At 71.1% G+C, this 19632-nt stretch carries 21 protein-coding genes and 2 tRNA genes; 18 read left to right on the top strand and 5 right to left on the bottom strand.

The genetic code is table 11. The features are described from left to right. Positions 1-3 precede the first annotated feature (3 nt). From folB to lysS, 7 genes are all read left to right on the top strand, one after another. Positions 4-396 (top strand): dihydroneopterin aldolase, encoded by a 393-nt coding sequence (gene folB, locus LXM50_RS14790; RefSeq protein ID WP_233312246.1) that lies wholly within the window; start codon positions 4-6, stop codon positions 394-396. After that, entirely contained in the window at positions 393-947 is a 555-nt protein-coding gene (gene folK / locus LXM50_RS14785) for a 2-amino-4-hydroxy-6-hydroxymethyldihydropteridine diphosphokinase (protein ID WP_233312245.1), read from the top strand. Before folB ends, folK begins: the two co-directional genes overlap by 4 nt. Continuing rightward, positions 944-1459, top strand: coding sequence for a DUF3180 domain-containing protein (locus tag LXM50_RS14780; protein WP_233312244.1), 516 nt, complete (start codon positions 944-946; stop codon positions 1457-1459). Before folK ends, LXM50_RS14780 begins: the two co-directional genes overlap by 4 nt. A gap of 274 nt (positions 1460-1733) precedes the next feature. Next, complete coding sequence (locus LXM50_RS18820; protein ID WP_374107839.1) at positions 1734-2204, top strand: PH domain-containing protein; 471 nt, start codon at positions 1734-1736, stop codon at positions 2202-2204. Next, positions 2201-4213, top strand: a complete 2013-nt coding sequence (locus LXM50_RS14770) for a PH domain-containing protein (RefSeq protein ID WP_233312243.1) — start codon at positions 2201-2203, stop codon at positions 4211-4213. The genes LXM50_RS18820 and LXM50_RS14770 overlap by 4 nt, the downstream gene beginning before the upstream one ends. Then, positions 4210-4917: a DUF2520 domain-containing protein gene (locus LXM50_RS14765; RefSeq protein ID WP_233312242.1), complete on the top strand. Its 708-nt coding sequence runs from the start codon at positions 4210-4212 to the stop codon at positions 4915-4917. Before LXM50_RS14770 ends, LXM50_RS14765 begins: the two co-directional genes overlap by 4 nt. A 254-nt stretch (positions 4918-5171) precedes the next feature. After that, positions 5172-6698, top strand: coding sequence for a lysine--tRNA ligase (gene lysS, locus LXM50_RS14760; RefSeq protein ID WP_233312241.1), 1527 nt, complete (start codon positions 5172-5174; stop codon positions 6696-6698). 27 nt (positions 6699-6725) lie between these two features. On the opposite strand, the gene LXM50_RS14755 is transcribed toward lysS, so the two are convergent. Next, on the bottom strand, positions 6726-7961 hold the full coding sequence (locus LXM50_RS14755; RefSeq protein ID WP_233312240.1) for a DUF4192 family protein: 1236 nt from the start codon (positions 7959-7961) through the stop codon (positions 6726-6728). A 162-nt stretch (positions 7962-8123) separates the two neighbouring features. Here LXM50_RS14755 and LXM50_RS14750 point away from each other — a divergent pair, with 162 nt between their 5' ends. The 3 genes from LXM50_RS14750 to LXM50_RS14740 all read left to right on the top strand — a co-directional run bounded on the left by LXM50_RS14750 (position 8124) and on the right by LXM50_RS14740 (position 10732). Beyond that, positions 8124-8300: a hypothetical protein gene (locus tag LXM50_RS14750; RefSeq protein ID WP_233312239.1), complete on the top strand. Its 177-nt coding sequence runs from the start codon at positions 8124-8126 to the stop codon at positions 8298-8300. A 170-nt stretch (positions 8301-8470) separates the two neighbouring features. Further along, entirely contained in the window at positions 8471-9931 is a 1461-nt protein-coding gene (cls, locus tag LXM50_RS14745; protein ID WP_233312238.1) for a cardiolipin synthase, read from the top strand. A gap of 81 nt (positions 9932-10012) precedes the next feature. Next, the gene (locus LXM50_RS14740) at positions 10013-10732 is read left to right on the top strand and encodes a hypothetical protein (RefSeq protein ID WP_233312237.1); all 720 of its coding nucleotides are present in this window, start codon (positions 10013-10015) and stop codon (positions 10730-10732) included. Between the two features lie 7 nt (positions 10733-10739). On the opposite strand, the gene LXM50_RS14735 is transcribed toward LXM50_RS14740, so the two are convergent. Further along, positions 10740-11735: a diacylglycerol kinase family protein gene (locus LXM50_RS14735; RefSeq protein ID WP_233312236.1), complete on the bottom strand. Its 996-nt coding sequence runs from the start codon at positions 11733-11735 to the stop codon at positions 10740-10742. Positions 11736-11916: 181 nt separating this feature from the next. Here LXM50_RS14735 and serS point away from each other — a divergent pair, with 181 nt between their 5' ends. The 8 genes from serS (at position 11917) to LXM50_RS14695 (ending at position 17769) form a co-directional block, all read left to right on the top strand. Next, positions 11917-13233, top strand: a complete 1317-nt coding sequence (gene serS / locus LXM50_RS14730; protein WP_233312235.1) for a serine--tRNA ligase — start codon at positions 11917-11919, stop codon at positions 13231-13233. Continuing rightward, positions 13230-14096, top strand: a complete 867-nt coding sequence (locus LXM50_RS14725; protein WP_233312234.1) for an HAD family hydrolase — start codon at positions 13230-13232, stop codon at positions 14094-14096. The genes serS and LXM50_RS14725 overlap by 4 nt, the downstream gene beginning before the upstream one ends. A gap of 215 nt (positions 14097-14311) precedes the next feature. After that, positions 14312-14396: transfer RNA gene (locus LXM50_RS14720), tRNA-Ser, on the top strand. Positions 14397-14455: 59 nt separating this feature from the next. Next, complete coding sequence (locus LXM50_RS14715) at positions 14456-15712, top strand: LCP family protein (protein WP_308192533.1); 1257 nt, start codon at positions 14456-14458, stop codon at positions 15710-15712. A gap of 342 nt (positions 15713-16054) precedes the next feature. Next, positions 16055-16146 (top strand) — tRNA-Ser (locus tag LXM50_RS14710). 68 nt (positions 16147-16214) lie between these two features. Next, complete coding sequence (locus LXM50_RS14705) at positions 16215-16424, top strand: DUF1653 domain-containing protein (protein ID WP_233312232.1); 210 nt, start codon at positions 16215-16217, stop codon at positions 16422-16424. 59 nt (positions 16425-16483) lie between these two features. Beyond that, positions 16484-16897, top strand: a complete 414-nt coding sequence (locus tag LXM50_RS14700) for a DUF1801 domain-containing protein (protein ID WP_233312231.1) — start codon at positions 16484-16486, stop codon at positions 16895-16897. A 59-nt stretch (positions 16898-16956) separates the two neighbouring features. Further along, positions 16957-17769: an isocitrate lyase/phosphoenolpyruvate mutase family protein gene (locus LXM50_RS14695; RefSeq protein WP_233312230.1), complete on the top strand. Its 813-nt coding sequence runs from the start codon at positions 16957-16959 to the stop codon at positions 17767-17769. Between the two features lie 16 nt (positions 17770-17785). On the opposite strand, the gene LXM50_RS14690 is transcribed toward LXM50_RS14695, so the two are convergent. The 3 genes from LXM50_RS14690 to LXM50_RS14680 are packed head-to-tail and all read right to left on the bottom strand — an operon-like array spanning position 17786 to position 19575. Beyond that, on the bottom strand, positions 17786-18754 hold the full coding sequence (locus LXM50_RS14690; protein WP_233312229.1) for an aldo/keto reductase: 969 nt from the start codon (positions 18752-18754) through the stop codon (positions 17786-17788). After that, positions 18751-19128: a MerR family transcriptional regulator gene (locus tag LXM50_RS14685; RefSeq protein WP_233312228.1), complete on the bottom strand. Its 378-nt coding sequence runs from the start codon at positions 19126-19128 to the stop codon at positions 18751-18753. Before LXM50_RS14685 ends, LXM50_RS14690 begins: the two co-directional genes overlap by 4 nt. Before the next feature lie 51 nt (positions 19129-19179). Beyond that, entirely contained in the window at positions 19180-19575 is a 396-nt protein-coding gene (locus tag LXM50_RS14680; RefSeq protein ID WP_233312227.1) for a VOC family protein, read from the bottom strand. Between the last annotated feature and the right edge of the window lie 57 nt (positions 19576-19632).

Raw genomic sequence — 19632 nt, 5'->3', positions numbered from 1 at the left:
GACATGGACTTCCTCGACGCGATCACGCTGACCGGCCTGACGGTGTTCGGGCGGCACGGCGTGTTCGACCATGAGCGCGAGAACGGCCAGGACTTCATCGTCGATCTGCGGCTGCATCTGTCGGTGCGTCAGGCGGCGATCAGCGACGACGTCGCCGACACCGTGCACTACGGCGAACTCGCGGAACGGGTCGCCGCGGTCGTCGCCGGGGAACCGGTCAACCTGCTGGAGACGCTCGCCACCCGCATCGCGGACGTGGTGATGGAGGACGAGCGGATCCACGGCGTCGAGGTCACCGTGCACAAGCCGCACGCGCCGATCCCGCTGACCTTCGCCGACGTGTCGGTGACGGTTCAGCGCGTGAGCCAGGTGCAGCGCGAGTGGAGCGGGGCATGACGCCGGCGCGCCCGATCCCCCCGGTCCCGCGCAGCCGGAGGCTCCCGGCCATCGATCCGCGCCCCGAGGAGGAGCCGGTCGAGGCCGTCGTCGCCCTCGGGTCCAACCTCGGCGACACCGCCTCGACCATCGACGAGGCGGTACGGGCGATCAGGCGGCTGCCCCTCGTGGATGACGTGCGCGTCTCGAAGATCTTCCGCACGGTCGCGGTGCGGCTGGACGGGCCGGATCCGGATGCTCCGGAGTTCGCCAACGCCGTCGCGATCGTCACCACCCGCCTCGCCCCGCAGGTGCTGCTGGGCATGCTGCACGCGATCGAGGAGGAGCACGGCCGCATCCGCGCCGAGCGCTGGGGCGACCGCACCCTCGACCTCGATCTGATCGCGTACGACGACGTCCGCAGCGACGACGAGCACCTGCTGCTGCCGCACCCCCGAGCAGCCGAGCGCACGTTCGTGCTGGGGCCCTGGCTCGACGTGGATCCGGATGCCGTGCTGCCGGGACGCGGACGGGTCGCCGACCTGCTGGCCGCGCTCGAGGACGACTCATGAGACGGATCTCGCCTGTGGTGCTGTTCGTGCTGGCGCTCGCCGGCGCCGCGGCCGGGTTCCTGCTCGACCATGCGCTGACCACCGCGGGCAGGGCCACGTTCACCCCGTCGATCCTGCTGCCGATCTTCCTCGTGCTGCTGGCGATGGCGGTGCTCGCACTGGCATGGCCGATCCGGCGCAGCACCCGGTCGGCATCGCTGCCTCGTGTCAACCCGTTCCGCGCCGTGCGGATCGCGATGCTCGCGCGGGCCTCGAGCCTGGTCGGCGCGGGGATCACCGGCTTCGCGGTCGGCCTGGGGGCTTATCTGCTCTCGCGGCCGATCACCCCGCCGATAGGCTCGATCATCGCGACCGCGGTCGCCGCACTCGTGCTCACGATCGCCGCGGTGATCGCCGAGAGCTTCTGCCTGCTGCCCGGAAACGGGCCCCACGACCCCGACGGCCACGACGGGCCGCGCCTGGAGGACGACGATGACGACCATCCCCGAACCGCCGCAGAACCCGGGCACTGAGCCCGTCGTACCGCCGACACGCGCGCAGGCCCGCGCTCAGGCCGCGAACGGCGCTCAGCCCGCGCACGCCGCGGCGCCGGGCCAGCCGGTTCCCGTGCCCCAGACGCAGCACGGATCCGCTCCCGCCGCGGCCGAGATCCCCGTGCCTGCGGCACCCGCCGTCGCTCCGGCCGAGAGCCCGGTGCCTGTTCACGCGGCACCGGCCCTCGCTCCGGTCCTCGACGAGGGCACGTACCCCGCGCTTCGCACGCCGACGGCACGCGGTGCGCTCGCGCTGGACGGCACGTGGCACCAGATCTCTCCGAAGTTCGTGATCGCCGAGGTGATCCTGCGGGTGATCCTGCTCGTGGTGATCGCCGTCGGCGCGTACGCCGCCACGACCCTCCTCGCCCAGCCCTGGCCGTGGGCCTGGACGGTCGCGGGCGTGATCGCGCTCGGCATTCTGTTCGAACTCGTGATCCTGCCGCGACAGGCCAGGGCGATCGGCTACATGCTGCGCGCCGACGACATCGTCTTCCGGCGCGGGATCCTGTGGCAGCGCATGATCGCGGTGCCCTACGGCCGCATGCAGCTCGTCGACATCACCCGCGGGCCGGTCGACCGGGCGTTCGGGATCGCCAAGCTCAAGCTCGTCACCGCTGCCGCGACCACCGGTGTCGAGATCCCCGGCATGACCGAAGACGCTGCGGAGTCGCTGCGCGACACCCTGATCGACGTCGCCGAGATGCGCCGGACGGGCCTGTGAGCACGCCCGAGCAGTTGCCCTACGGCTCGCCGTCCGCACCGGAGCAGGGAGCCCCGTTCGGGACCGTGCCTGCCCGTCCGCTGGGAACGCCCTCGCTCGCCGACGGCGAGTGGCATCGGATGCACCCGCTCACGCCGCTCATGAAGGGCGGCCTGGTCCTGGTGATCGTGATCGGCTATCTGATCGCGAACCTGCGCGAGAAGATCGTGTACTGGCTCATCTCGCTGTTCACTCCGGCGCGCGTGCCGGAGTTCGGGGGCGATCCCGTCGACTGGGTCCTAAACAACAACCTCGTGCTCGTGGTGCTGCTGGGCGTGCTCGCCGTGGCGGTGCTGCTCGTGGCGATGTTCTGGCTGATGTGGCGCTTCCATGATTTCCGCATCACCGAGGCGCACGTCGAGGTGCGCAAGGGCGTGATCTTCCGTTCGCACCGTCGCGCTCCGCTCGACCGGGTGCAGGGCGTGAACCTCACCCGCCCGTTCCCCGCGCGCCTGATCGGGCTGGCGAAGCTCGAGGTCGACGGCGCGGGCAACGACGCCAACGTGCCGCTGGAGTACCTATCCACGGCGAAGGCCGAGTCGGTGCGCGCCGACATCCTGCGCCTCGCCTCCGGGGCGCGGCACGCCCGTGAGGCGACGCGCGGCGGCGATCCGGGAGCCGCGCGCACGATGCGCGCGCAGCTCGCGGCCTCGATGGATGCCGGTGTCACCGGGCTGATCGCCGGGGTGGATCTGGACGACATCGCCCCCGAGCACGTGCTGCGGATCCCCACGGGGCGCCTCGTCGGGTCGCACGTGCTGTCCGGGCTCACCTGGCTCGCGCTGTTCGCCGTGATCTTCGTGGGGGGCATGATCGGCACGCTGCCTGCTGTGCTCGCCGATGCCGGGCCGGCCGGAGGCGCGGTCGCGATCGGCATCGCCCTCGCGATGGGCATCCCGCTGCTGCTCGCGGCGATCGCGGTCACCTGGGGCCGGATCGCGCGTGCGCTGCGCTACTCGATCGCGCCGACCCCTGACGGGGTGCGAATCACGTTCGGGCTCTTCACGACCGTGACGGAGACGATTCCACCCGGGCGCATCTTCGCCGTCGAGGTCATGCAGCCGCTGCTGTGGCGGCCGTTCGGCTGGTGGTCCGTGCGGATCAACCGGATGAGCGGCAAGGCCGCGTCCCAGCAGCAGTCCAGCCAGGCACAGCAGTTCAACATCGTGCTGCCTGTGGGCGCTCGGGCAGACGTGGAGCGCGTGCTGGGGCTGATCCTGCCCGACGTCCCCGCCGACGTGCTGCCCCTGATCTGGGAGCAGGGCGTGCTCGGCCCGGTCGCCGACGACCCGTACACGACGATCCCGCCGCGGGCGTGGTGGCGGCGCCCGCTGTCGTGGCGCCGCCACGGCGCCGCGCTCACCGACTTCGCGCTCCTGCTGCGGCGCGGCCGGATCTGGCGGCAGCTGGCGGTGTTCCCACTCGCGCGTCTGCAGGGCTTCTCCCTGCACCAGGGGCCGATCGACCGGGCGCAGGGCGTCGCCAAGGCGCAGGCGCACTCCGCCGTCGGCCCGGTGCGGGGCGAGGTCTCGGGGCTGGACAGCCAGGTGCTGCTCGGCATGCTGAACACGCTGTCGGTGTCGGCCGCGCGCGCGGCCGCCGCGGATCGTGCGCATCGCTGGGCCGAGGACCATGACCCGGCGCCCGCAACTCCCGGCTTCCGCGCGGGTGACGATCTCCCCGCTGGGCACGGCGTCCCCGCCGGGCTGGGCGGACCTGCGGGGCATGGTCTTCCCGCCGGGATGGGCGGATCCACCGGGTTGGGCCTACCTGCCGGGCTGGGCGGACCCGCCGGTGGCGGCCACCCTGCCGGGCCGGGCGGACCTGCCGGGCTGGGCGGACCTGCCGGGCTGGGCGGATCCGCCGGGCTGGGCGGATCCGCCGGGCTGGGCGGATCCGCCGGTGGCGGCCTCCCTGCGGGTCACGGTCTCCCCGCCGGACTGGGCGGACCTGCGGACGGTGCCGCGTGAGCCGAGCGGGGCGTCTGAACGTCGGCATCATCGGCGCGGGCCATGTGGGGCCGGTGATCGGCGCGGCGCTCGGCGGAGCGGGTCACGCCCTCGTCGGCATCACCGCGGGATCCGACCCGGACCGGGCGGCTGCGGTGCTGCCGGGCGTGACCGTGATGGGCGCGCCAGAACTCGTGCGCGCTTCGCAGCTCGTCGTGATCGCGGTGCCGCACGACCAGCTGCCCGGACTGGTCGCGGGCCTCGCCGAGGTGGGAGCCTGGCAGCCGGGTCAACTCGTGCTGCACACCGATCCCGCCTACGGCACGGATGTGCTCGAGCCGGCGGTCCGCGGCGGCGCGATCCCCCTCGCGGTGCATCCGGCGATCTCGTTCACCGGCACCACGCTCGACCTGCGCCAGCTGCACGCGTCGTACGCCGCGGTGACCGCACCCGCGATGGTGCTGCCGATCGCCCAGGCGCTCGCGGTCGAGCTCGGGTGCGAGCCGGTCGTCATCGAGGAGGCGGATCGTCCCGCCTATGCGGAGGCCATCTCGACGGCCTCGGAGTTCGCTCGCTCGATCGTCGGCCAGGCGACCGGGATCCTGCGCGGGATCGGCGTGGAGAACCCCGGCGGATACCTGTCCGCGCTGGTCTCGTCGACCTTCGACCGGGCGCTGCGCGAGGCGTCCCCGCCGGATCCGCTCTCGCCCTCCGGAGTCTTCTGACCGCTCCGTCCTGACCGCTCCGGTTCTGACGACTCCGTCCTGACCGCTCCGGTGCCGTTCGACCGCGAGACCGAACCTGCCTCCCGAGACCGACGTTCTCATCGGCGGTTTCGAGACGCAAGTTCGGTCTCACGGTCAGGATCGGGTCCTCCAGCCTCCGGCGGGGTCGCACGGGGCGCGCCCCCGACCCGTGCCCGGCGGGCGCGAAGGTGCGCGCCGGTAGACTTGACGGCGACTTCCGAGGAGCCCTGCACATGACCGACGCGCCCGTCACCGCGCCCACCGACGACACCGCCGAGGCGGACGACACCTTCGAGCAGCGCGAGGTGCGCCTCGCCAAGCGCGAGCGGCTGATCGCCGATCGTGCGGACGCGTCGGGCGGGGCCTTCCCGGTGGCCGTGCCGGTCTCGCACACCATCCCGCAGCTGCGCGCCGAATACGGCGAGCTCGAGCCGGGCGCCGAGACCGGGGTGCTCGTCGGCGTCGCCGGGCGTGTGGTGTTCAGCCGCAACACCGGCAAGCTCTGCTTCGCCACGCTGCAGGCCGGCGACGGGTCCCGGATCCAGGCGATGATCTCGCTCGCCAACGTGGGGGAGGAGTCCCTCGCGCAGTGGAAGGAACTCGTCGACCTCGGCGACCACGTGTTCGTGCACGGCGAGGTGATCTCCAGCCGCCGCGGTGAGCTGTCGATCATGGCCGACAGCTGGACGATCGCATCCAAGGCGATCCTGCCGCTGCCCAACGCCTATGGCGAGCTCAGCGAAGAGGGCCGCGTGCGCAGCCGCTTCCTCGACCTGATCCTGCGCGACCAGGCCCGCAGCACTGTGCGCGCCCGCGCAGCGGTCAACGCCAGCCTGCGCCAGACCTTCACGAGCCACGACTTCCTCGAGGTCGAGACCCCGATGCTGCAGGTGCAGCACGGCGGCGCCTCGGCCCGCCCGTTCATCACGCACTCGAACGCGTTCGACACCGAGCTCTACCTGCGCATCGCGCCGGAGCTGTACCTGAAGCGTGCCGTCGTCGGCGGCATCGAGCGGGTGTACGAGATCAACCGGAACTTCCGCAACGAGGGGGCCGACTCCACGCACAGCCCGGAGTTCGCCATGCTCGAGGCGTACCAGGCGTACTCCGACTACAACGGCATCGCCGACCTCACGCAGGAGCTGATCCAGAACGCCGCGATCGCAGTCGCCGGATCCACCCTCGTGACCTGGGCCGACGGCACCGAGTACGACCTCGGCGGGCAGTGGGCGCGCATCTCGATGTACGACTCCCTGTCCGAGGCGGCGGGGCGCACCTTCACCCCGTCCGACCCGGTGTCCGAGCTCATCGCGTTCGCCGAGGCGAACGGCGTCGACATCCCGCCGCACGCGACCCACGGCAAACTCATCGAGGAGCTGTGGGAGCACTTCGTCAAGGGCGGACTCGAGCGGCCGACCTTCGTCATGGACTTCCCCGTCGACACCTCCCCGCTCGTGCGCGAGCACCGCTCGATCCCGGGCGTCGTGGAGAAGTGGGACCTGTACGTGCGCGGTTTCGAGCTCGCCACGGGCTATTCCGAGCTCGTCGACCCCGTCATCCAGCGCGAGCGGTTCGTCGAACAGGCGAAGCTCGCCGCGGGCGGCGACCTCGAGGCGATGCGCGTGGACGACGAGTTCCTGCGCGCGCTCGAGCACGGCATGCCGCCGACCGGTGGAATGGGCATGGGCATCGACCGCCTGCTCATGGCCGTGACGGGCCTGGGCATCCGCGAGACGATCCTGTTCCCGTTGGTGAAGTAGTCGTCCACAGCCCGATTCCCGCCGGCGTCACGCCGCGGCGGCGCGAAAGGACCACTCCGGCAGCATGCCGGCGTCGACCACGGCGCGCAGCAGCTGCACGAAGGTGAGCCCGGGGTCGATCTCCTGCGCCTGATCGAGGAACCGCGCGGCATGCGTCGAGCGCCCGACCGCCCACGACAGCCACGCGGCGGCCGCGAGCGGTCCACTCCGCGCCTGGCGCGGCGCGAGCGTGATCGTGCGGCGGACGAGGGTCAGCGCCACGCCCAGGCGATCGCGGTCCGGGCGCGGGCCGTGCCCGATCAGGATGCCGCCGATGTCCGGAGGAACCGCGGATCCGCTCAGGCTGTGGCCCAGCTGCGCGACGAGCGCCCGATCGCCGCGGTCGATGCTGCTCGCCCACTGCACGAGTGCGACGTCGCGCAGCGCCGGACGGTTCAGGATCCACACGAGTGCGGCCGTCGCGAACGGTGACAGCGCCTCGGGCGAATCCAGCACCTCCTCCAGGAACGAGGGCAGATCGTCCAGCAGCAGCGCGGTCTCCTGCGCCCTCGGATCCGTCCGCACCTCCGCGGCGGGAGGTGTGCGCCCGGCCGAGGCGGGGCCGAGCACGCGTTCGACGGCGAGGAGCGCACGGCCGACCGATTCCGCGGCGAACAGTCCGGGCGAGGGCAGCTCGGTGCCGCTGAACTGATCCGGCGCGGGCCCTGCGAAGCCCGGGACGGAGGGCGGGGGCGGCACCTCCTCGAGCGGACGCGGCGGGGCCTGCGGATCCCGGTAGTCGGCCCAGGATCCGGCTCCGACGAACAGCGCCTCGACGACGTGCAGGCCGCACGCCTCGGCACGACGGATCAGCGCCTCGACCAGTGACGCCGCGGGAAGCCCCGCGTGGGGCGGCCGCCCGGGCGTCGCGGACCGCGCCGTGCCGGCGTCGGGCGTCACCGCGGAAACACCGCCGTCTGCATACACCGCGATCGCGAGCGCATCCGTGTCCGGGACGCGGCAGGCCAGCCCGATCGCCGTCGCGGCGAACTCCTCGGCGGTGGGGGCGGCGGACTCGCGAAGAGGGGAGGGCGGCGGCGGTGCGTCCGGCGGCGCGGATGCGACGGAGACGGATCCCGGAGGAAGGTCGAAGCGGAGCGCCCCGGCGGTGCGCGATCCGCGGAACGGCAGCAGCACCACGGAGTCGCGCGGAGTGAAGCCGGTGAGCACGGGGATGGCGGCGAGCAGCTCTGCGGCTCCCGCGGCGTGAACGATGGTGGTCATGGACCCACGATCGTGAGCGCGCCGGATCGCCTTCCCCGTCAGGAACGGAACGGTGCGGAGGAATCTTGCGGATCCCGGATGTGCGGATCGATTGCGCCCGAGGCCCGGCACGGTTCCGGGCGCTCCCAGCGGGCGCACCGGAGCCCCGGGTAGGATCGGAGCATGGACGAATTCTGGGTGGCCGCCGCGTGGTCGGTGATCCCCACGATCGTCGTCTGCGTCGTGTTCTGGTTCGTGCTCCGCGGGATCCTGCGCTTCGATCGCACCGAACGGCAGACGCACGCGCGCATCGAGGCCGAAGAGCGCGCAGCCCGCGGCATGCCGCCCCGCTCGTCCTGACGCACGGGTCCTCGTCACGCGAGGCTCGTCCTGACATGAGGCTCGTCGTGGCCTGAGGCGGGGCCGCCTCATCGCATCGCCCAAGGTCGCCTCCGGGCGTTGTCCGCTCCAGCCGCTACTGTGGGACGAAGTCGCCGATCGGGCGACCCTTCCCGGATCAGGAGTGGCGCATGGACCCCAGTGTGTGGTCCCTGATCATCGCGGTGGCGGCTGTTCTGATCGACCTCACGATCCGCATCATCGCGATCATCGTCGTGCCGAGAAACCGCCGCCCCACGGCCGCGACCGCGTGGCTGCTGGCGATCTACTTCATCCCATACATCGGGGTGCTGCTGTTCCTGCTGATCGGGAACCCGCGGCTGCCCCGTGCGCGGCGCAAGAAGCAGGATCTCATCAACGAGACGATCGCCGAGGTCACGAAGGACCTGCATCTGGGCAGTTCCGGCACGGAGATGCCGGAGAGCCTCGCCTCACTCGTGCGCATGAACCAGCGGCTCGGGGCCCTGCCGCTGTTCGGCGACAACGGCGCGCACCTGATCTCCGACTACCAGGCCTCGCTCGACGCGATGGCGGACGCGATCCGGAACGCCACGGAGTTCGTGCACGTCGAGTTCTACATCCTGCAGTCCGACGCCGCGACCGACAACTTCTTCCGCGCGATGGAGGAGACGGCCGCCCGCGGCGTGCCCGTGCGCGTGCTGCTGGACCACTGGGCGAACCGGTGGAAGCCGCGGTACCGGCAGACCATCGCCCGGCTGGACGCTATGGGCGCCGACTGGCACCTGATGCTGCCGGTGCAGCCGCTCAAGGGGCGCACCCAGCGCCCCGATCTGCGCAACCACCGCAAGCTGCTCGTGGTCGACAACGAAGTGGCGTTCCTCGGATCCCAGAACGTCACCGACTCGACCTACAACCTGCCGAAGAACATCAAGCGGGGCCTGCACTGGGTCGACCTGATGGTGCGCGTCGACGGCCCGGTGGTCGGGAGCGTGAACGCGGTCTTCCTGTCCGACTGGTACAGCGAGACCGACGACGTGCCCGACTCCGTCGCCTTCGCACCGACGGAGAGCGGCAGCGGCGACCTGGACTGCCAGATCGTGCCGTCCGGGCCGGGTTTCGAGGCGGAGAACAACCTCCGGCTCTTCCTCGGCCTGTTGTACGCGGCCGAGCGCAAGATCATGATCGTGAGCCCCTATTTCGTGCCCGATGAGGCCCTGCTGCTCGCCGTCTCCACGGCCTGCGATCGCGGGGTCCAGGTCGAGCTGTTCGTCTCGGAGGAGGGCGATCAGGCGATCGTCTACCACGCGCAGCGCAGCTACTACGAGGCGCTGTTGAAGGCCGGCGTGCGGATCTGGATGTACCGAAAGCCCTACATCCTGCACACCAAGAGCCTCACGATCGACGACGACGTCGCGGTCATCGGATCCAGCAACATGGACATGCGCTCCTTCGGTCTGAACCTCGAGATCTCGATGTTCGTGCGCGGGGAGGAGTTCGTCCGGGAACTGCGCGAGGTCGAAGACCGCTACCGCTCGCTCAGCCGGGAGCTGACGCTCGAGGAGTGGATGCAGCAGCCGCTTCGCTCCACCGTGCTGGACAACCTCGCCCGGCTCACCTCGTCGCTGCAGTAGCGCGGCGCCGGACGGTGCCCCGGTCGCCGGACCGCCCCGCGGGCATGGTGGCCGGGCGCTCGCGCTGGATAGCATGAGCGCATGAGGATCCGGACCGCTCTGGCCATCGCGGCGCTCGCCGCGTCCGCAACGATCGCCCTGGCGGGCTGCGCCCAGCTGGAACCGGTGAGCGCGCCCATTCCGACGGCCGAGTCGACCGCATCCCCGGAGCCGTCCACGGATCCGGCGGCGGCCTGGCTGGACGGCGGGCGCGGGATCGGACTCGTCACCTACGGATCCTCCTCGCTCGCCTGCACCCCGGTCGCGGAGGACGTGAAGGCCGACGGGCAGACGATCACCGTGACGCTCGCCGAACCGGATCCGAAGGCCGTGTGCACGGCCGACTTCGCGCCCCGGGCGACCCTCATCGGCGTGCCGGAGGGCATCGACGCGACCAAGGACGTGACGGTGTCCTTCCAGGGCGGCGGTTTCCAGGGGCGGCTGCCTCTCTCGGGCAACAGCTCGCTCAGCGCCGGCGGCAGCAGCGACGGCAAGCCCAGCGCGGGATGGTTCTCGGAGAACGGGATCCTGCTTCTGACCTGGGGATCCTCGACGTGCCGGCCGGTCGTGACCGATCTGACCGAGAACCAGGACAAGACCGGCGCGACGGTGACGTTCCAGACCGACGCCACCCAGGCCTGCACCATGGACTTCGTCCCCCGGATCACGATGCTCGGCGTGAATGCGCCTGCCGATCCGGCCGGCTACACGCTGACGCTCAAGGGGGACAAGCTGGACGGCACCGTCGCCGTCATCGGCTGAGGTCTGCTCAGGCCGGGCTGATCACATGCCCGGCCGGTACGGCCACGAGCAGCGCGCCCGGGTCGATCCTGCAGTGGATCCGCACGGCCTCGCCGAACTCGTCGCCGTCCAGCTCGACCGGGGCCGGCTCCGTGGTGGCGGCGTCCGCGTCGCTGCCGCTGAGGTAGCGGATCGAGCCGCCGGATCCCGTGAGCTCGATCATGCGCCGGCCGGCCTTGCTGCGGCGCAGCACCGAGTTCTGCCACCACACCGTGCGCCACACCGCCAGCCAGCCGAACGGACCGCGTGCCTGGATGACCGCGACGTCGAGGGTGCCGTCGGTGATCGAGGCGTCGGGGATGAGGGCGATGCCCGCGGGCAGCGCGCCGCAGTTCGCGAACAGCATGCTGTGCACCTTGACCGAGTGCAGCTTGAGATCGTCGACGGCGTACATGATGCGGAACGGCTTCGCGCCGGGCAGGGAGCGCGCGGCGCCGTCGACATAGGCGACCCAGCCCACGGACTTCTTCAGACCGGGACGGGTGTTCGCGATCATGTGGGCGTCCAGTCCGATGCCGGCGAGGACGACGAAACCGTGTCTCTGCACGGCGCCGTCCGCGCGCGTCAGCTCGGCCCAGCCGATGTCGACCGGATGCCGGTCGCCGTGGAACACGGCGTCGATCACGGCCGACGGCATGTCCAGCGCGAGGCCCAGATTGCGGGCGAGCAGGTTGCCCGTGCCGCTGGGAACGATCGCCAGCGGAACGCCGGTTCCCGCCATCGTCTCGGACACCGCGCGGACGGTGCCGTCGCCGCCGGCGACCAGCACGGCGGCGACTCCGTCGGCGAGTGCGACGCGGGTGGCCTCCTGGCCCGGATCCTGCACGGAGGTCTCGATGATGAGCGGGGCGTCCCAGCCCGCTTCCGCCGACCGCGCGCGCAGCAGCTCGACGAGCTTCGGCGCATCGGCCTTGACCGGGTTGACGACGAGTGCGGCGCGCGGGCGTCCGGCATCGTCAGTCATGCGCTCAGCCTATTCCGGCGTCGACGGAATCGGATCCGCGACCGGGTGACACGGGCATGCACCGCGTCGGGGAGGCGGTGCCGGCGAAGCCGTCCTCGGCTGTCGACAGGGCCGTGGTGCGCCTGGGTTGCCCTCGCGGAGCCCGGAGAACCGCGGGGTGACGCCTGGATAGACTTGACCGGTGATCGATCTCGCCCTTCTCCGCGACCAGCCCGAGCTCGTCCGTCAGTCCCAGGCCGCGCGCGGCAACGCGCCGGAGACCGTCGATGCGGCGATCGAGGCCGACCGATCGCGCCGTTCGGCCCTCTCCGCATTCGAGGAGCTGCGCGCCGAGCAGAACGCGTTCGGCAAGCAGGTCGCGAAAGCGCCGAAGGACGAGAAGGCCGCGCTGGTGGCGCAGGCGAAGGATCTCGCCGAGCGCGTGAAGCAGGCGCAGGCGGCGTCGAACGAGGCGGCGGAGGTCGCCGCTGACGCGCTCTCCGCGATCGAGAACGTCGTCATCGACGGGGTGCCCGCGGGCGGCGAGGACGACTTCGTCGAGCTGCGCCGGGTCGGGGAGACTCCGACTTTCGATTTCGAGGCGCGCGACCACCTCGCCATCGGCGAGCTTCTCGGCGCGATCGACATGGAGCGCGGCGCGAAGGTCTCCGGCGCGCGGTTCTACTTCCTCACCGGCATCGGCGCCCGGCTCGAGATCGCGCTCATGAACCTCGCGCTCGAGCGGGCGCTCGCCGCCGGGTTCACCCCGATGATCGTGCCCACCCTGGTGCGCCCGGAGATCATGCAGGGCACCGGCTTCCTCGGCAAGCACGCCGACGAGGTCTACCACCTCGACAAGGACGACGACCTCTACCTGGTCGGCACGAGCGAGGTGGCCCTGGCCGGCTATCACTCCGGCGAGATCGTCGATCTGTCCCGCGGTGCTCTGCGCTACGCCGGCTGGTCGACCTGCTACCGCCGCGAGGCCGGTTCCTACGGCAAGGACACCCGCGGCATCATCCGCGTGCACCAGTTCAACAAGCTGGAGATGTTCGTCTACACGACGCCCGAGGAGGCCGAGGCCGAGCACCTCCGCCTCGTCGCGCTGCAGGAGGAGATGCTCACCGCCCTCGGCCTCTCCTACCGAGTCATCGACGTGGCGGCCGGGGATCTCGGATCCAGTGCCGCGCGCAAGTACGACATCGAGGCGTGGGTGCCTACCCAGGGTGCGTTCCGCGAGCTCACCTCGACCTCGAACTGCACCACGTACCAGGCGCGGCGCCTCGACATCCGCCACCGCCCGGAGGCGGCCGAGGGCGCGGCGAAGACACAGCACGTGGCGACCCTGAACGGCACGCTCGCCACGACGCGCTGGATCGTCGCGATCCTCGAGACGCATCAGCAGGAGGACGGATCCGTGCGGGTGCCGGAAGTCCTGCGCCCGTATCTCGGCGGGCTCGAGGTGCTGAGGCCGCTGGCCGCCACCGACACCGTGGGAACCGAGGGCGCGGACGCATGACGAACGCCTGGTTCATCGCCCTCGACATCGACGGCACCATCCTGCTGCAGGACGAGACGATGAGCCCGGGCGTTCTCGACGCCGTGGGCCGCGCCCGCGACGCCGGCCATGAGGTCATGCTCGCGACCGGCCGCAGCTGGATGGGCACGCACCGCTTCCTCGACCAGCTCGAGATCCGGCCGGAGTTCGTGGTGTGCTCGAACGGCGCCGTCACGATGCGCCGCATCGGGGAGGCTGCGGACGCCGCGGCCTCGGAACGGCCCGCAGCGGACGAGTACGAGCGCTGGAACGTGGAGACCTTCGACCCCTCCGCCGTGCTCGCGCTGCTGCACGATCGTCTGCCCGATGCGCGGTACATGGTGGAGCTCGGCTCCGGCCAGCGCCTGTACACCGCGGAGCTGGACGACTGGACGCTCGACGGTGGGCGCCAGGTCTCCTTCGCCGAGTTGGGCGCCCAGGAGGTGTCGCGTGTGGTCGTGGTCTCTCCGGGCCACGACGAGGACGACTTCCACCGGCTCGTGCAGGACGCCGGGCTCAACGAGGTGTCGTATGCGATCGGCTGGACCGCGTGGCTCGACATCGCTCCGCGCGGCGTGGACAAGGGCACAGCGCTGGCCCGCGTGCGGGAGGCGCTCGGCGGGGAGGGCGACCGCGTGCTGGTCGCCGGAGACGGCCGCAACGACCTCGGCATGTTCGCCTGGGCGCGCGGGTTCGGCGGCCGCGCGGTGGCGATGGGGCAGGCGCCCGACGAGGTCAAGGCCGCGGCCGGCGAGGTCACCGGCGACGTCGAGGACGGCGGGCTCGCCGCCGCGATCGAGCGGATCGTGCTGGCCGCTCCCGTCGCCCCCACCCGGGGTCGTTGAGCGAGGACGCCGAAGGCGACCGAGGCGAAACGTCTGCGATCGGCCGACGGTTCCTGAGCGGCGCCGCGAGACGGAGGGGCGCCTTCTCAGGCCTGACCTGGGCCTTCACTCAGCACCCGTCCAGCCGCTGGCGGGCACAATGGAGGAGCGCTCGCAGGGCGCTACCCGGTTCTCCGTTAGACTCGACCCCTGTTCGGCGTGTGCATGCACGCCGAGGAGAGTTGTCCGAGCGGCCGAAGGACCTGGTCTTGAAAACCAGTGGGCAGCAATGTCCCGTGGGTTCGAATCCCACACTCTCCGCTGAGTGAGCGCAGGGTGGCGCGGGTCACCCGCCGAATCGTGAAAGGCACCGTGTGAGCGTGACGTCCCGATCCCGACGCCCCGTCGCCGGACACGGCCAGCTGCGCCGTCCGAGCGCCTGGAGCCAGCTGATGAAGATCGTCGGCATCGCCATGGCCGTGGTGCTCGTCTCCGGCGTCTCCGTCGCGGCGTACGTCGCCTACGATCTGGGCCACACCTTCAGCGCGAACGCCGTCGCCCTGGACGGCGAGAAGTCGGTGCCGCCGGACATCGGCGCGATCAAGGGCGGCGTGAACATGCTGCTCGTGGGTAGCGACATCTGCGAGGCGAAGTTCTCCGCGGAGTTCGGCGACCGCTGCTCGGATCCGGGCAACGAGGGCGAGCGCAACGACACGAACCTGCTGCTGCACATCTCCGACGCCCCTCGCCGCGTCACCGTCATCACTTTCCCGCGCGACCTCATGGTCCCGATCCCGTCGTGCACCGATGCGCAGGGCAACGCGACCAGCGAGATGTCCAAGCAGCCGATCAACGTCACGCTCGAGACGGGCGGGCTGAACTGCGTCGCTCGCACCATTCACGAGGTCTCCGGGCTCGATATCCAGTTCGCCGCCAAGGTCACCTGGGGCGGCGTGATCGAGATCACGAACGCGATCGGCGGCGTGGACGTCTGCATCGCGAACGGCATCACGGATCCCGACACCGCCCTCAACCTCACGCCGGGCACGCACACCCTGCAGGGCTACGAGGCGCTCCAGTTCCTGCGCACCCGGCACGGCGTCGGCGACGGCAGCGACCTCGGACGCGGAAGCAACCAGCAGGTGTACATGGCGTCATTGGCGCGCAAGATGGTGTCCGCCCAGGTGCTGGGCAACCCCGCCACGCTGCTCAAGCTCGCCAACACGGTGATGTCGAACGTCACCCCCAGCACCACCCTGACCAGCCCGACGCTGCTCGTGCAGATCGCCCTGGCGATGAAGGACGTTCCGCTGGACCAGATCAACTTCGTGAACTACCCGGTGCTCACCGACCCCGACAACCCGAACAAGGTCGTGCCCGACACCGACAGCGCCGACCAGCTCTGGTCCGCCCTCGCCGCGAACCAGCCGATCCAGGTCGCCGGCCAGCGCGACGATGCGGTCGTCTCCGCGACGCCGACACCGACCGACCCGGCGACGACCGATCCCGCGACGACGGATCCCTCCGCGACGCCGACGCCCGGCGCGACCGGCGGTCCCGTCGAGCTCCCGAAGAACGTCTCCGGCCAGTCCGCCGCGCAGCAGACCTGCTCGAACGGCAACGGCTTCAGCGGCTGACGCGAGTCCACGCCCGGCCGCGGCGCTGGCTCTGCTCGCAGTGGCACCCGGCGGCGGTGCCCGGCCGCACGCGGCGGTGGGTGGTCGGGTGGCCCTGCCCGCGGTCGCGCGGCGTGCGGCTGGTCGGGTGGCCTGCCCCGGTCCCGCGGGGTGACGATCGGCACACCATGTCACGATCGGCACACCACTTGGCGTGGATCCGTGTGCTGATCGTGACACCCTGTGCTGATCGTCGCACTCCGCGCGTGTCGCCCCAGACGCGGGCGCTCGAGATCCGGTCGGTTCGCGGCACCCCGCGGCGTCCGTTAGGATGGTCCCTGGTGTTCGGCGTGCCGGACATCTGGAGACGTCGCATAGTCAGGCCTAGTGCACCACCCTGCTAAGGTGGAGTCCTCGCAAGGGGACCGAGGGTTCAAATCCCTCCGTCTCCGCCACAATCCCTGATCGGATCCTCTTCTCTGAGGATGTCGGATCCTGCATGCGTGACGGTGAGGAGTCGGTGATGTCCGTGACTCCCGGCATATATCGGCACTTCAAGGGCGCCCGCTACGAGGTGATCGCGGTCGGTCGGCACAGCGAGACCGAGGAACAGCTGGTCTTCTACCGCAAGCTCTACGACGACTACGGCTACTGGGCCCGGCCGCTGGCGATGTTCGAGGAGCACGTCGAGCGCGACGGGTACAGCGGGCCGCGCTTCGCCCGCATCGTCTGAGCCACGTGGAACCGTGCCGTCCCCGTGGCGGTGTCCGTGCCGTGCGCGATGATGGCAGCATGGCCGAGATCAAGACCCAGCCCACGACGGCGGACGTCCATGCGTTCCTCGAGGCCGCGACGCCCGAGCGCCGCCGGCTCGACGGGATCGCGCTCGCCGAGCTCTTCGGCGAGGTGACGGGCGCCGCACCCGTGCTGTGGGGACCGACGATGGTCGGCTACGGCAGCTACAGTTATCGTGGCGCGAGCAGCGAGGGCGACTGGCCCAAGGTCGCGTTCTCGCCCCGCAAGGCGCAGCTGTCGCTCTACGGTCTGAAGGACCTCCCCGCAGGTGCCGAGCTGCTGCCGAGCCTCGGAAAGTTCACCGAGGGGCGCGGCTGCGTCTACGTCCGCAAGCTCGACGACATCGACCTCGGCGTGCTGCGTCGCCTCATCGAGATCGCGTGGAACCGCTCCGACGACCCGGAGCGGTGATGCGCCGTTGACGGACGCCATCGCGGCGGCGTAGTCCGGAACCAGCATCCAGGAGGACCATGTCGAACGATCGTGCCACCGCTTTCCTCGCGCTGCACCACGGCGGGGGCTTCGTGCTGCCGAACGCGTGGGATCCGGGATCCGCGCGAATACTCGCCCAGCTCGGTTTCCCCGCGATCGCGACGACGAGCGCCGGGATCGCGTGGTCGCTCGGCGTGCCGGACGGCGGCGCGCTCGACCTCGACACCATGCTCGAGAAGGTCGCGGCGATCGTCGCCGCGGTCGACGTGCCGGTGACCGCGGACCTCGAGGCGGGGTACGGCGATGATGCTCAGGACGTCGCGCGCACGGTGCTGCGCGCGACCGAGATCGGCGCGGTCGGCGGCAACCTCGAGGACACCGCGGACGGCGTGCTGTTCGGCATCGACGAGGCGGCCGAGCGGATCGCGGCCGCACGCGGGGTCGCGCCGCGCGGCACGTTCGTGTTGAACGCCCGCACCGACGCCTACTTCTTCGGCGGGACCACGGATCCGTTCGGCGAGACGGTGGCGCGGGCGCAGCGCTATGTCGAGGCCGGGGCGGACTGCGTCTTCGTGCCCGGGGTGAATGACGAGGAGACGATCCGGCGCCTCGCCGCGGAGATCCCGGCCCCGCTGAACATCGTGGCCGGGCTCGCCGCGCACGTCATCCCTGCGCCGGAGCTCTTCGCGCTCGGGGTGAAGCGGGTGAGCCTCGGCGGCAGCCTCGCCCGCGCCGCGCTCACCGCACTCGAACGCGCCGGGCGTGAACTGCTCGACACGGGCACGCTCGGGTTTATGGACGGAGCCCTCCCGTATGCAGAGGTGCAGCGCCGGTTCGCCGACGGGGGCTGAACCGGCGCCGCCCTCCTCAGCGGCCGATGCTCGACATGTCGGCGTAGCGGTCGCCCGCGGCCGACGGCAGCGCCCCGAGCGCGGCGAGCTGCTCCTCCGAGAGCACGAGCGCGTCGGCGGCGACGTTCTCCTCGAGGCGGGACACCCGCTTCGTCCCGGGGATCGGCGCGACGTCGTCGCCCTGCGCGAGCACCCACGCCAGGGCGACCTGGGCGGGCGTCGCTCCCAGGTCGGCGGCGACCTCCTCGACAGCGTCGACGATGCGCAGGTTGGCATCGAGGTTCTCGCCGACGAAGCGCGGGTTGCTCCGCCGGAAGTCGCCGGCGTCGAGGGATTCGGCGGAGCGGATCGCTCCGGTGAGGAAGCCCCGGCCGAGCGGCGAGTACGGCACGAGACCGATGCCCAGCTCGCGCAGCACCGGCAGCAGCTGCTCGGCGGGCTCCTGGGTCCACAGCGAGTACTCGGTCTCCAGCGCGGTCACGGGGTGTACTGCATGCGCGCGGCGCAGCGTCTCCTCGCCGGCCTCCGAGAGCCCGTAGTGCAGGATCTTCCCCTCGGCGACCAGTTCGGCGAGGGTGCCGACGGTGTCCTCGATGGGAGTCCGGGGATCCATCCGGTGCTGGTAGTAGAGATCGATCCTGTCGGTGCCGAGGCGCTGCAGCGATCCCTCGACCGAGCGGCGCACGTTCTCCGGGGTCCCGTCGAGCCGTCGTCCGCCGTCCGCCCCTGCGTGGATGCCGAACTTCGTCGCGATCACGACGCCGTCGCGTCGTCCCGCGAGCGCCCGGCCGACCAGCTCCTCATTCGTGTGCGGACCGTACATCTCGGCGGTGTCGAGCATGGTCACGCCGAGATCGAGCGCGCGGTGGATCGTGCGGATGGACTCGGTCTCGTCCGTGTTCGCACCGGAGTAGAAGGCCGACATGCCCATGCAGCCGAGGCCGAGCCGGCCGACGGAGAGGGTGCCGAGGGTTGCGTGCTTCATGAGAGCCTTTCGGAGTAGAGAGCGATCTTGATGTCGATGGCGCCGAGGGCGTCGTCCAGCTCCGCCCGCCGGGCCAGCACCGTCTCGCGGTGCTCGCGCAGCAGGGCGAGACGGTCCGCGCTCGTGCCGTCGCCGGCGCGGGCGAGTTCGACGTAGCGTCGAAGGGTCGCGATCGGCATGGCGGTGGAGCGGAGTTTGCGCAGGAAACCGAGCCAGGCGATGTCCCCGTCGGTGTACCGGCGACGGTCGGACGACTCCCGATCGACGGGCGCCAGCAGCAGCCCCTCCCGCTCGTAGTAGCGCAGGGTGTGCGCGGTCAGCCCGAGCTCGTGCGCCGCCTCGGAGATCGAGCGCGTCGTGGTGGTTTCCGGCATGCGCCCCACGCTACGACTTCGAGTGCACTCGAAGTCAAGAAGGGGACTCGATCAGCCTGCGGCGAGCACCGACAGCACGTTGCCGGCCGGGTCGGTGAACCAGGCGATGTCCGGACCGCGGCCCGGTCCGCCGTGCGCGATGCCCTTCGCGTCGGTGCCGAAGTCCGGGTCCGTGTAGATCTTGGTGACGACTCCGCGCGCGTTGAGGTCGTCGACCGCCGCCTCGACGTCGTCGACGGGGAAGTTCAGGATGGTGAAGCTCGCCGGGGTGTGGTTCGGCTTGGCGTACACGAGGATGGATCCGCCCTGCGGCAGCCGGATGTCGAGGAAGCCCATCGGGTTCGTGGACACCTCGAGACCGAGGGTCTCGCCGTAGAAGGTGCGGGCGGCGTCGATGTCGTCGACGCTGAAGCCGCTGAACGCGTGCGTGGTCTGGAAGCCGGTCATGGCTCCAGCATGCGCTCGGAAGGCGCACGCGTCCAGGGTCGATCGGTTTCGCTGCGG

Origin of the sequence: Microbacterium sp. Au-Mic1 (genome assembly GCF_021341785.1) — a bacterium.
Taxonomy (GTDB): Bacteria; Actinomycetota; Actinomycetes; order Actinomycetales; family Microbacteriaceae; genus Microbacterium.
This window is presented reverse-complemented; position numbering and strand designations above follow the sequence as displayed.